General features: G+C 69.7%; 11 protein-coding genes. 9 read left to right on the top strand and 2 right to left on the bottom strand.

Annotation, left to right across the window (positions count from 1 at the left end; translation table 11 throughout):
• The first annotated feature begins 76 nt into the window (after positions 1-76).
• Positions 77-1,450: a cytochrome P450 gene (locus VFH10_RS16145; RefSeq protein ID WP_325130364.1), complete on the top strand. Its 1,374-nt coding sequence runs from the start codon at positions 77-79 to the stop codon at positions 1,448-1,450.
• Here VFH10_RS16145 and VFH10_RS16140 read toward each other — a convergent pair.
• Positions 1,437-2,030, bottom strand: a complete 594-nt coding sequence (locus VFH10_RS16140) for a TetR/AcrR family transcriptional regulator (RefSeq protein ID WP_325130362.1) — start codon at positions 2,028-2,030, stop codon at positions 1,437-1,439. The genes VFH10_RS16145 and VFH10_RS16140 overlap by 14 nt on opposite strands.
• The gene (locus tag VFH10_RS16135; RefSeq protein ID WP_325130360.1) at positions 2,030-2,749 is read right to left on the bottom strand and encodes a hypothetical protein; all 720 of its coding nucleotides are present in this window, start codon (positions 2,747-2,749) and stop codon (positions 2,030-2,032) included. Before VFH10_RS16135 ends, VFH10_RS16140 begins: the two co-directional genes overlap by 1 nt.
• Positions 2,750-2,932: 183 nt before the next feature.
• Between VFH10_RS16135 and VFH10_RS16130 the strand changes: the two genes are divergently transcribed.
• The 8 genes from VFH10_RS16130 to grpE all read left to right on the top strand — a co-directional run bounded on the left by VFH10_RS16130 (position 2,933) and on the right by grpE (position 12,617).
• The gene (locus VFH10_RS16130; protein WP_325130359.1) at positions 2,933-3,919 is read left to right on the top strand and encodes an ABC transporter permease; all 987 of its coding nucleotides are present in this window, start codon (positions 2,933-2,935) and stop codon (positions 3,917-3,919) included.
• A gap of 43 nt (positions 3,920-3,962) precedes the next feature.
• On the top strand, positions 3,963-5,735 hold the full coding sequence (locus tag VFH10_RS16125) for an ABC transporter substrate-binding protein (RefSeq protein WP_325130357.1): 1,773 nt from the start codon (positions 3,963-3,965) through the stop codon (positions 5,733-5,735).
• Between the two features lie 67 nt (positions 5,736-5,802).
• Positions 5,803-6,849: an ABC transporter permease gene (locus VFH10_RS16120; RefSeq protein ID WP_325130355.1), complete on the top strand. Its 1,047-nt coding sequence runs from the start codon at positions 5,803-5,805 to the stop codon at positions 6,847-6,849.
• Positions 6,849-7,913, top strand: a complete 1,065-nt coding sequence (locus tag VFH10_RS16115) for an ABC transporter ATP-binding protein (protein WP_325130353.1) — start codon at positions 6,849-6,851, stop codon at positions 7,911-7,913. The genes VFH10_RS16120 and VFH10_RS16115 overlap by 1 nt, the downstream gene beginning before the upstream one ends.
• A gap of 9 nt (positions 7,914-7,922) precedes the next feature.
• A complete protein-coding gene (locus VFH10_RS16110) occupies positions 7,923-9,011 on the top strand; it encodes a dipeptide ABC transporter ATP-binding protein (protein ID WP_325130351.1) in 1,089 nt (362 codons plus the stop codon).
• A gap of 113 nt (positions 9,012-9,124) precedes the next feature.
• On the top strand, positions 9,125-9,685 hold the full coding sequence (locus tag VFH10_RS16105) for a hypothetical protein (protein WP_325130349.1): 561 nt from the start codon (positions 9,125-9,127) through the stop codon (positions 9,683-9,685).
• Positions 9,686-10,059: 374 nt separating this feature from the next.
• Positions 10,060-11,928: a molecular chaperone DnaK gene (gene dnaK, locus VFH10_RS16100; protein ID WP_325130346.1), complete on the top strand. Its 1,869-nt coding sequence runs from the start codon at positions 10,060-10,062 to the stop codon at positions 11,926-11,928.
• The gene (gene grpE / locus VFH10_RS16095; protein WP_325130345.1) at positions 11,925-12,617 is read left to right on the top strand and encodes a nucleotide exchange factor GrpE; all 693 of its coding nucleotides are present in this window, start codon (positions 11,925-11,927) and stop codon (positions 12,615-12,617) included. The genes dnaK and grpE overlap by 4 nt, the downstream gene beginning before the upstream one ends.
• Positions 12,618-12,734: the final 117 nt, after the last annotated feature.

Genomic DNA, 12,734 nt, shown 5'->3' with positions numbered 1-12,734 from the left:
CACCGCTGGGCACACCGCTCACATACCCCTAGTATGGAAACGCGTTCTACCACGCCCCGAGCCCAAGGGAGTCCCGATGACCGTGACCGACGACCGGCTGGCGCGGATGCGCCCGTTCGCGGGAGACACGGGCCGGAAGCTCCCTCGCGGCGCCCTGCCTCCCGGTCCGCGCTGGCCGGCGCTGCTGCAGAGCATCGCGCTGGTCCGGTTCCGGCACTGGTTCGTGCCGCGGATGCACCGCAGGTACGGCGACTGCTTCACCGTCCGGATCCTGCCGAGCGGCTCGGCGCTGGTGCTGTTCACGCGCCCCGACCACGCCAAGGAGATCTTCGCCGGCGACCCGGAGGTGTTCCACGCCGGCAAGGGCAACGCGATCCTCGGCCCGATCATGGGCGAGCACTCCCTGCTGCTGCAGGACTCCGCCGAGCACAAGCGCGCCCGCCGGCTGCTGATGCCGGCCTTCAACGGCGCCGCGCTGCACGGCTACCAGGACCTGGTGACCCGGATCGCCCGCGACGAGGTCGGCACGTGGACACCCGGCCGGCCGTTCCGCTCTCTGGACCGGATGAACGCGCTCACCCTCGAGGTGATCCTGCGCGTCGTCTTCGGCGTCACCGACGAGTCCCGGTTGGCCGAGCTGCGCCCGCTGGTCAACAAGACCGTCGACATCAGCCCGGCGATCCTGCTCGGCTGGGGGTACCCGTGGCTGCAGAGGTTCGGGCCGTGGAAGGCGACGGTGCAGAACCAGCGCGAGCTCGACCGGGTCATGTACGCCGAGATCGCCGAGCGCCGCCGGGCCACCGACCTCGACCGACGCACCGACGTGCTCTCCCGGCTGCTGCAGGTCGGCGCGGCCGGCGAGGGCGACGACCAGCCGCTCACCGACACCGAGCTGCGCGACCAGCTGGTCACCCTGCTGCTGGCCGGCCACGAGACCACGGCGACCGCGCTGTCCTGGGCGCTCTACGAGCTCGGCCGCGACGCCGGCCGGCTGGCCAGGGCGCGCCGCGCGACCGACGAGGGCGACGACGACTACCTCGAGGCCGTGATGAAGGAGTCGATGCGGTTGCACCCGGTCATCCCGATGGTGGTCCGGCACCTGATGGCACCGGCCACCATCGGCGGCGTCAACCTCCCGCGCGGGGTCAACGTGGGTCCGTCGATCCTGATCAGTCACTCCCGCGGGGCCAACTTCGACGAGCCGGGCGTCTTCCGGCCCGAGCGCTTCCTCGAGGGCCACGTCGCCCCGCACACCTGGATCCCGTTCGGCGGCGGCGTGCGGCGATGCATCGGTGCCGGGTTCTCGCTCATGGAGGGTGTCGCGGTGCTGCGTGAGGTGCTCACGGCGTACGACGTGGCGGTGCCCGCCGGTCCCGCGGACTACCCGCGGGTCCGCAACATCACCAGCGTGCCGCGGCACGGTGCGAAGGTGGTCGTCACCCACCGTTGAGCAGGGACGAGACCGTGGCCCGCAGCACCCCGGCCTCGTCCTCGGCACGGAACTCCTCGTCGGAGGCGATCCGGCCGTAGAACCCGTCGACCAGGAGGGTCACCCAGCTCGCGATGCGGGTCGCGGAGAGGTCGGCGCGAACGCCGCCTTCGTCCTGGCCGCGCCGCACCAGCGCGGTGAGCCCATCACCGATCACCGCCTCGTTGGCCGCCAGGGCGCCCGCGACCTCGGGCAGGGCGCCGGCACCGATCATGGCGTTGACCAGCCCGGCCACCCGGGGGTCGGCCGCCTCCTCGATCGCCCGCTCCACCCACGCGCCGAGACCGTCCCAGGCGGGACGGTCACGGTGGGCGGCGAAGAAGGCAAGCACCTCGCGGGTGTCCTCCTCCAGCAGCGCCGTCATCAGCGACGCCTTGGTGGGGAAGTAGTGGAACAGCGTCCCGGACCCGATGCCCGCCTCCCGGCACACCTGGGCGGTGGTGGTCCCGGCGAAGCCACGGGCCGCGAAGCAGGTGACCGCGGCATCGAGGATCATCAGCCGCCGGGCGCGGTGCCGGTCGGGGTCGACGGTGCGGGCCATCAGGCGCCGTCGCCTGCGCCCTGCGCGTCTCGGTGCCGCCGGCGCCTCAGCTCGGCCCGCGCGACGAAGCCGGCGACCAGGATCGGGAACCAGTACTTCTTCGAGTCCATCACCGCCCGTACCCAGTCCGGCACAGTGACGTCGGGCAGCGGGACCGACGGCCAGGGGACGGACGGCAGCGGCACCGAGGGCAGGTCCGGAAGCGGGATCGACGGGAGCCAGCCCCACGGGATCCAGCCGACCGCGAGCGACACGGCGACCAGGCCGAACAGGACCTGGGCCGTGGCCACGGCAACGTGCCGGGCGGCGTACCACCGCGGGTGCCGCCGGGCGAGGTCCCAACGCCGCCAGGCCCGGGTGCCCGGCGGCGGCTCGAGCTCCACCACCTCGGGTCGTACTGCTCGGCCCGGACCAGCGCCGGGCGCCGCCGGTGGTACGACGAGCCGGACGGTGCGGAGCCGGCCGCGGCGACCGGACCGCACCTGCAGGCTCGCCCCCTCGAGCCGCAGCCCGGCGAGGTCCCACTCGGGCGCGAGCTCGGCGAGCGGGACGTCGGATCCGGTCCAGGTGGCCCGCAGGGTGGTGACCACCCGGCCGTCGACGGCGACCTCGACCGGCGTCCCGACGCCGCCGACGCGCGGCAGGGGAGCGGCGACCAGCTCCCTGCCGGCCAGACGCAGCCGCCAGGGCCCGGGTGCGGGATCGGTGAAGGGCGCCATCCCGAAATAATAGAGCAGTCACTCCAGCAATTGCCGGTCGATTTGTGACACCCAACGCCCCTACGCGTCACGATTGAGCAACACGGGCCCGTCGATCCTTGACTCGCGCCTCCCCAGGGACGACGTTGGCTCCGGCGCACAGCCTGGTGCGTCCGTGTCCTGCCTGCCTGAGGAGCCGCGCGCGTGAGTACGCCCCTGGATGTCGAGCCCGCGGACGCCGCGGCGACGGAGGCGGCTCTCGTCGGGGGCGACAAGATCGAGGGCAGGTCGCTCGGCCAGATCGCGTGGCGCCGGTTCAAGCGCGACAAGGTCGCCATCGCCGGCGGCTGCTTCCTGATCTTCCTGATCGTCGTCGCGCTGGCCGCGCCGCTGATCACGAAGTGGTTCGGGCACCCGCCCAACGAGTTCCACCCCGAGCTCATCGACCCGAACACCACGCTTCCCATCGGCAAGTACGGCGGGATGAGCTGGGACTTCCTGATGGGCGTCGAGCCGCTCAACGGCCGCGACATCTTCAGCCGCGTCGTCTACGGCGCGCGGATCTCGCTGCTGATCGCGATCTTCGCCACCCTGGTGTCGGTGCTGATCGGGACCGTCCTGGGGATGACGGCAGCGTTCTTCGGCGGCTGGGTGGACTCCCTGATCAGCCGGATCATGGACATGTTCCTGGCGTTCCCGGTGCTGGTCTTCGCGCTGGCGCTCGCCGGCGTGTTCCCCGACGAGGCCTTCGGGCTCTCCGGCAACACGCTGCGGATCGTGCTGCTGGTCTTCATCATCGGCATCTTCAACTGGGCCTACATCGGCCGGATCATCCGTGGCCAGACGCTGTCGCTGCGGCACCGTGAGTTCGTGGACGCCGCCCGCAGCCTCGGCGCCAAGCGCAGCTACGTGCTCAGAACCGAGCTGCTGCCCAACCTGGTCGCACCGATCCTGGTGTACTCCACGCTGCTGATCCCGACCAACATCCTGTTCGAGGCGGCGCTCTCGTTCCTGGGCGTGGGCATCCGGCCTCCCACGGCCTCCTGGGGCGGGATGCTGTCCGACGCCGTCGTCTACTACACGACCCCGCACTTCATGCTCTGGCCCGGGCTGGCGATCTTCGCCACCGTGCTGGCCTTCAACCTGTTCGGGGACGGTCTGCGTGACGCCCTCGACCCGAAGACCCGCTAACCACACAACATCACCCATCGAGAGAAGGGCGTAACGGCAAATGATGAGCAGGCGAACGAAGGTACTCACAGCCTTCGCAGCCGTCGCCGCCTTGGGCCTCAGTGCCTGCGGAGGCGTCGGCGAGGATGACGGCGGCGATGGCAACGGCAACGAGGACAGCGGCGCCGCCGCTGAATTCAACTCGGCGCTGACGGAGGTCTTCAACCCCTCCGAGGAGCAGGGGGGCACCCTCAAGATGGGCAAGCCCGGCGACTGGGGTGACACCGTCGACCCGGGTGAGACCTACTACGGCTACTCGTGGAACTTCACCCGCTACTACGCCCGTCCGCTGGTGATGTTCAACCCGGTTCCGGGCAAGGGCAGCCAGGAGATCGTGCCCGACCTCGCCGAGGACGTCGGCGAGCCGAGCGACGGCGGTCAGACCTGGACCTACACCCTCAAGGACGGCGTCACCTACGAGGACGGCACGGAGGTCACCTCCGAGGACGTCAAGTACGCCGTGCTCCGGTCCACCGACAAGGAGACCTTCCCGAGCGGTCCGGCGTACTTCGAGGCTCTGCTCGACCTGCCGGAGGGCTACCAGGGTCCGTTCAAGACCCCGGACATGGACACCGACCAGGCGATCGAGACGCCCGACGACAAGACGATCGTCTTCCACCTCAAGCAGCCTTTCGCCGGGTTCGACTACCTCGCGCAGCTGCCGCAGACCGCCCCGGTCCCGGCCGACAAGGACACCGGCGCGAAGTACCGCGAGCACGTGATCTCCACGGGCCCGTACATGTGGGACACCTACGAGTCGGGCAAGCGCTACGTCCTGGTGCGCAACCCCGAGTGGGACCAGTCCACCGACGACCTGCGCAAGGCGCTGCCGGACCGCATCGAGGTCCAGCTCAACATGAACCCGAACGACGTCGACAACCAGATGATCTCGGGCGACCTGCACATGGACATCGAGTCGATCGGCGTCCAGCCGGCGACGCGTGGCCGGCTGCTGAACGACCCCGACCTGAAGGCGATGTCGGACAACCCCGTCGCGTCCCGGCTGCAGTACACCTCGGTCAACCCGACGGTGAAGCCGCTCGACAACATCGAGTGCCGCAAGGCGATCCAGTTCGGCATGGACCGGTCGGCGTACGTCACGGCGTACGGCGGCCCGATCGCCGGTGGTGACCCGGCGACGACGATCATGCCGCCGACCATCCCCGGCCACGTGGACTTCGACGTCTTCCCGGCCGGCGAGACCGGTGACGTCGAGGCGGCCCAAGAGGCGCTCGAGGCCTGCGGCCAGCCGGACGGCTTCGAGACCAACATCGCCTACCGGGCCGAGCGTCCGCAGGAGAAGGCGGTCGCCGAGGCGTTCCAGCAGTCGCTGGAGCGGATCGGCATCACGGCCAACCCGAAGCCGCTTCCGCAGGGCACCTACTTCACCGAGACCTGCGGCCTCCCGCCGTACGTGGTGAAGAACAACATCGGCATGTGCCTGAACAGCTGGGGCGCTGACTGGAACGACGGCTACGGCTTCCTGTCGCAGATCGTCGACAGCCGGGTGATCCGGGAGACCGGTGGCTCGTCCAACACGTCGGTGCGGATCCCCGAGGTCGACGAGATGCTCGACGAGGCCCTCGCGGAGCTGGACGACGCGGCGCGCGAGCAGCTCTGGGGCGAGATCGACCGCCGCGTCATGGAGGAGGCCGTCATCTACCCGGGCGTCCACGGCAAGGTGCTGCTGATCCGGCCGCAGGGCGTGACCAACGTGTTCGTGAACGAGAGCTACGGCCAGTACGACTTCATGTCGCTGGGCGTCGAGAACCCGTAGCCACGCAGCTCATTCACAGCACGGTCACTCATAGGTAGGTGAAGGCAGATCGCAGGTCGGCCCGGGGGTGTCCCCGGGCCGACCCGCGAAGCCGACCATTGTGTTCGCATACATCGTCAGGCGCGTGATCGCCGCGATCGCGCTGATGTTCGTCGTCAGCGTGATCATCTTCTCGATCTTCTATCTGGTGCCCCGGCTCGCCGGCGCCAGCCCGGAGACGCTGGCCTCCCGCTACGTCGGGCGGGCCGCGACCGAGTCGACGGTCAAGGTGACGGCCGAGCGGCTCGGCTTCTACGACCCGATCTACGTGCAGTACGGCGACTGGGCCAAGGGCGTCGTGACGGGCGCCGAGTACGACATGGGCCCGGTGACCGAGCAGTGCCCCGCTCCGTGCCTGGGCTACTCGTTCGTCAACCGGCAGCCGGTGTGGCCCGAGCTGGTCGACCGGATACCGGTGACCTTCTCGCTGGCGATCGGCGCCGCCGTCATCTGGGTGATCTTCGGGGTCTCCGTCGGGGTGCTCTCGGCGTTGCGGCGTGGCAGCTTCTTCGATCGGTTCGCGATGGTCATCGCCCTCGCGGGTGTCTCGCTGCCGATCTTCTGGACTGGCCTGGTGGCGCTGTTCCTGTTCAGCTATCGGTGGGAGATCGCGCCACCGGGTGGCACCTACGTCCCGTTCCTCGACAATCCGTTCGAGTGGGCCGCGGCACTCACGTTGCCGTGGATCACGCTGGCGCTGCTGTTCTCCGCGCAGTACGCACGGCTGACCCGCGCCGGGATGCTGGAGACGATGAACGAGGACTACGTCCGCACCGCGCGTGCGAAGGGTCTGACCGAGCGGCGCGTGGTGACCAAGCACGGCATGCGCGGTGCGCTCACGCCGTTGGTGACCATCTTCGGCCTCGACTTCGGGTTGCTGATCGGCGGCGCGATCCTCACCGAGACGGCGTTCGGGCTCAACGGGCTCGGCAAGTACGCCGTGGAGGGGATCCGGGCCAACGACCTGCCCAAGATCATGGGGGTCGTGCTGGTCGCGGCAGTCTTCGTCGCCGTCGCGAACCTGCTCGTCGACCTCCTGTACGCCGTCGTCGACCCGAGAGTGCGGACGCAGTGATGACCACCACCCAGGACACGAGCGCCCCCGTGCCGTCGTCGGGCACCGGCCCGTTCCTCGACGTACGCGACCTGCGCGTGCACTTCCCCACCGACGACGGGCTCGTCAAGTCCGTCGACGGGTTGTCGTTCCACGTCGAGCGGGGCAAGACCCTCGGCATCGTCGGCGAGTCGGGCTCGGGCAAGAGCGTCACGAGCATGGCCGTGATGGGGCTGCACAACCGCGCGAACGCGGAGGTCTCCGGCGAGATCCTCGTCGACGGCAAGGACATCGTCAGCGCCTCGCCCGACAGCGTGCGCAGGCTGCGCGGCAAGCGGATGGCGATGATCTTCCAGGACCCGCTGTCGGCCATGCACCCCTACTACACGGTGGGCAACCAGATCATCGAGGCCTACCGGATCCACAACAACGTCTCCAAGTCGCAGGCGCGCAAGCACGCGGTCGAGATGCTCGACCGGGTCGGCATCCCGGAGCCGGACCAGCGCGTGGACGCCTATCCGCACCAGTACTCCGGCGGCATGCGCCAACGGGCGATGATCGCGATGGCGCTCTCCTGCGACCCGGAGCTGCTGATCGCCGACGAGCCCACCACGGCCCTCGACGTGACCGTGCAGGCGCAGATCCTCGACCTGATCCGGGACCTGCAGAAGGAGTTCAACTCGGCGGTCATCATCATCACCCACGACCTCGGCGTGGTCGCCGAGCTCTCCGACGACATCCTGGTGATGTACGCCGGGCGGGCAGCCGAGTACGGCACCGCCGAACACATCTTCAACGAACCCGAGCACCCCTACACCTGGGGGCTGCTGGGCTCCATGCCACGCTTCGACCGGGTCCGCTCGGAGCGCCTGCTGCCGATCAAGGGCTCTCCGCCCAGCCTGATCAACGTCCCGCGGGGCTGTGCGTTCAACCCGCGCTGCACCTTCGCCTCGCTCAACGGCGACCTCAGCACCACCGAGCGTCCGGAGCTGGTCGAGTCCGGGCCGGGCCACCTGGTGGCCTGCCACCTGCCGGTGCCGCGGCGCCGGGAGATCTGGCGCGACGAGATCCAGCCGAAGATCTAGGGAGAGACGATGACTGCCACCGACACGGCCACCGAGGGGGCCGGCGCCGGGGACAAGCAGGAACTGCTGCGCGTCACCGGGCTGGTCAAGCACTTCCCGATCCGCAAGGGCCTGATGCAGCGCCAGGTCGCAGCGGTCCAGGCCGTCGACGGGCTCGACTTCTCCGTCAACGAGGGCGAGACGCTCTCGCTCGTCGGTGAGTCGGGCTGCGGCAAGAGCACCACCGGACGGCTGATCACCCGGCTCGAGGAGCCGACCGCCGGCCAGATCGTCTTCGAGGGCCGCGACATCACGCATCTCAAGGACGGGCCGATGCGCCCGCTGCGCCGCGACATACAGATGATCTTCCAGGACCCGTACTCCTCGTTGAACCCGAGGCACACGGTCGGCAAGATCGTCGGCGCCCCCTTCCACCTGCAGAACGTCACGCCCGAGGGCGGCGTGAAGAAGGCGGTGCAGGACCTGCTCGAGCTGGTCGGGCTCAGCCCCGAGCACTACAACCGCTACCCGCACGAGTTCTCCGGCGGCCAGCGTCAGCGCATCGGCATCGCCCGCACCCTCGCGCTCAAGCCACGGCTGATCGTGGCCGACGAGCCGGTCTCCGCGCTCGACGTGTCGATCCAGGCGCAGGTGGTCAACCTGCTCGAGGACCTGCAGGACGAGCTGAACCTGACCTACGTGATGATCGCTCACGACCTGTCGGTGGTGCGGCACGTGTCCGACCGGGTGGCGGTGATGTACCTCGGCAAGATCGTCGAGATCGCCGACCGCGACCCGCTGTACGAGCGGCCGATGCACCCCTACACCGTGGCGCTGATGTCCGCCGTACCCATCCCGGACACCAAGCGACGGCACCAGCGCGAACGGATCCGGCTCGAGGGCGACGTGCCCTCACCGATCAACCCGCCGCCGGCCTGCCGCTTCCACACCCGGTGCTGGAAGGCGCAGGACATCTGCAAGACGGTCGAGCCCCCGCTGGTCGAGCTCGCGCCGCGGCACCAGGTGGCGTGCCACTTCCCCGAGAACGCGCCGGCCGGAAGCGCGGCCGGGCAGCCCGAAGCCGGGGCGGCCGGTCCGGCGGCAGACCCGGCGACGTAGGACGCGCGGGGCGGACGGGGCACACGGTGGTACGACGGGGGTCGGTGAACCGAGGCGTGGGACGCCACCGGGGCACGCTCATGTGCCTTGGCCGGGTCAGGGATGATCGTGGCATGGCACGCACAGACGACGAGGCGCCCTGGACGCGTCAGCTCCTCGTCGGCCTGGGTGCGCTGGTGGCCATCTCCCTGTTGGTCGGCACCGTCGTCGGCGCGATGGCGTTGGGGGCCGCCAAGCTGACCGGCATCGATGGTGCGGGCCGCGGGCCGACCCAGGAGCCGAGCCTGGTGATCCCGACCGGGGAGCCGAGCACCAGCCCGGAGGCGTTCCCCGACCCGCCGGCCGCGGACGATCCCACCCCCACCGAGGTCTCCACCCCGAAGCCCTCGAAGCGGACGAAGAAGCCCCGCCCGCTCTCGTTACAGGCGTTCCCCCGCTCGGTCAGCCCGGGAGAGCGGATCAACCTGACCGGGGTCTACCCCGGCGGTGAGGGCGCCACCCTGCAGGTCCAGCGCTTCGAGAACGGTTGGACCGACTTCCCGGTCTCCGCCCGGGTGAGCGGCGGCACGTTCACCACCTACGTGCTCACAAGCCGCACCGGCGAGTCCCGCTGGAGGGTGCAGGACACGGGGAGCGGCCGCGCGTCCAACCCGGTCCGCGTCACCATCCGCTGAGCGGGTCCCCCGCGGCCGATCCCCGCAGCCGGCCGAGCCTGCCGCGCGCCCGGCGCGCCCGGTCGCTGCGGCGGCGCGTCGGCCGGGGAGTACGGCGGGGGTGGCCGCTCGCTGCGGCCGCCGCGGCCAAGCCGCTTGACGCTCCCCGGGCGCACCGTGCGCCCGTCCGTCTCGTCCGGCACGCCTGAACCTGGGTCTGGGAACCCATCGATCATCGGCTGCGTTGAGGCGTATGACAAGACTTGAGTTGGATCGACTCAACTTGTTTGACACAATGGGAGCAGAAGGCCCAGCATCGGGTCGTCGTCCCTGACCTATGACGAACAACATCCCCTGCGGACCTCCGCCGGGGCCCGCTACATGGAGGTACCCACATGGCTCGCGCGGTCGGCATCGATCTCGGCACCACCAACTCCGTCGTCTCCGTCCTCGAGGGTGGTGAGCCCACCGTCATCGCCAACGCCGAGGGGGCCCGCACCACGCCCTCCGTGGTCGCGTTCGCGAAGAACGGCGAGGTCCTCGTCGGTGAGGTCGCCAAGCGGCAGGCCGTCACCAACGTCGACCGCACCATCCGCTCGGTGAAGCGGCACATGGGCACCGACTGGAACACCAAGATCGACGACAAGACGTTCACCCCGCAGCAGATCTCCGCGTTCGTGCTGCAGAAGCTCAAGCGGGACGCCGAGTCCTACCTCGGCGAGACCGTCACCGACGCGGTGATCACCGTGCCGGCGTACTTCTCCGACGCCCAGCGGCAGGCCACCAAGGAGGCCGGTGAGATCGCGGGCCTCAACGTGAGCCGGATCGTCAACGAGCCCACCGCGGCCGCGCTGGCCTACGGGCTCGACAAGGAGTCCGACCAGACCATCCTGGTCTTCGACCTCGGTGGCGGCACGTTCGACGTGTCCCTGCTCGAGATCGGCGACGGCGTGGTCGAGGTCAAGGCGACCTCCGGTGACAACCACCTCGGTGGTGACGACTGGGACACCCGCCTCGTCGAGTGGATGGTCAAGAAGTTCAAGGACAACAACGGCGTCGACCTCGGTGCCGACAAGATCGCCAAGCAGCGTCTCCAGGAGGCCGCCGAGAAGGCGAAGATCGAGCTGTCCTCCTCGTCGGAGACCACGATCCACCTGCCGTACATCACCCACTCGGAGTCCGGCCCGTTGCACTTCGAGGAGAAGATCAGCCGCAGCGAGTTCCAGCGGATGACGCAGGACCTCCTCGACCGGACCAAGCAGCCGTTCAAGCAGGTCATCAAGGACGCCGGCATCGACGTCGCCAAGATCGACCACGTGATCCTGGTCGGCGGGTCCACCCGGATGCCGGCCGTCGCCGAGGTCGTCAAGGACCTGACCGGCGGCAAGGAGCCCAACAAGGGCGTGAACCCGGACGAGGTCGTCGCGGTCGGCGCCGCGCTGCAGGCCGGCGTGCTGAAGGGCGAGGTCAAGGACGTGCTGCTCCTCGACGTCACCCCGCTGAGCCTCGGCATCGAGACCAAGGGTGGCGTGATGACGCGGCTCATCGAGCGCAACACCACGATCCCGACCAAGCGGTCCGAGGTGTTCACCACCGCCGACGACAACCAGCCGTCCGTGATGATCCAGGTCTACCAGGGCGAACGCCAGATGGCCGCGCAGAACCAGCCGCTCGGCAACTTCGAGCTGACCGGTCTGCCGCCGGCCCCGCGTGGCGTGCCGCAGATCGAGGTCACCTTCGACATCGACGCCAACGGCATCGTGCACGTCTCCGCGAAGGACCGCGGCACCGGCCGCGAGCAGCGGATGACCATCACCGGCGGTTCGGCGCTGTCCAAGGAAGAGATCGACAAGATGATCAAGGACGCCGAGCAGTACGCCGAGGAGGACCGTCGTCGCAAGGAGGCCGTCGAGCTGCGCAACCAGGCCGACGGTGTCGTCTACTCCACCGAGAAGTTCCTGGAGGAGAACGGCGACAAGGTGCCCGACGAGGTCAAGACCGAGGTGCAGGCCGACGTCGACGCGCTGAAGGCGGCGCTCGAGAAGGCCGACAGCGGCGAGGCCGACGGGGCCACCTCCGACATCGAGTCCGCCCTGGCCAAGCTCAACGAGTCGAGCCAGAAGATGGGCGCCGCGATGTACGCCGCTGGTGCGGCCGACGCCTCGGCCGCCGGCGGTGCGACCGGCACCGGTGACACCGACGAGGACGTCGTCGACGCCGAGATCGTCGAGGACGACACCGACGACGAGGGTGACACCAAGTGACCGAACAGCACTTCCCCGACGAGGGCATGACCTCGTTCGACACGGAGGGCGACAGCCGGCAGGGTGCCGCGCGAGCCGACGGGGCTGCCCAGCCCCAAGGCTCCGCGGCACCCGGTGCCGACGCCGACACCGACGCCACCGCCTCCGGGAGCGACCCGGGGCCGGACGTCGTAGCCGACGACCTGACCGCCGCGCAGTCGGCGGTGGCGGCGCTGACCAACGACCTGCAGCGGCTGCAGGCCGAGTACGTCAACTACAAGCGCCGCGTCGACCGGGACCGCGAGCTGGTGCTGGAGAACGCCAAGTTCGCCATCCTGTCCTCGCTGCTGCCGGTGCTCGACGCCGTCGACCGGGCCCGCGAGCACGGCGAGGTCGAGGGCGGTTTCAAGGCCGTCGCCGACGCGCTGGAGCGCGTGGTCGAGGGCCAGGGGCTGGTGAAGTTCGGGGCACCGGGCGACGAGTTCGACCCACGCTTCCACGAGGCGCTGATGCACTCGCACTCGCCCGACGTCACCACGACGACCTGTCAGAACATCGTGTCGGCCGGCTACCAGATCGGCGAGCGGGTCGTCCGGCCCGCGCGGGTCACGGTGGTGGACCCGGTCGAGGAGGCGCCGGCGCCCGCGGCGGACACCGAAGCCGCAGGATCGCCCGACGACGTCGAGTCGGGCCCGCAGGACGACAGCTGACGGTCCGGCGTACCGCCTGAGCTGGACACCGCACGACACGCACGAGAAAGAGGGGAGGAGGGCGCATGACGAGCTCGGACTGGGCCAACAAGGACTTCTACAAGGTCCTCGGCGTCG

This window comes from Nocardioides sp., assembly GCF_035697785.1.
Taxonomy (GTDB): domain Bacteria; phylum Actinomycetota; class Actinomycetes; order Propionibacteriales; family Nocardioidaceae; genus Nocardioides_B.
The sequence above is the reverse complement of the archived record's forward strand: the minus strand, read 5'-3'. Positions and strand labels throughout refer to the sequence as shown.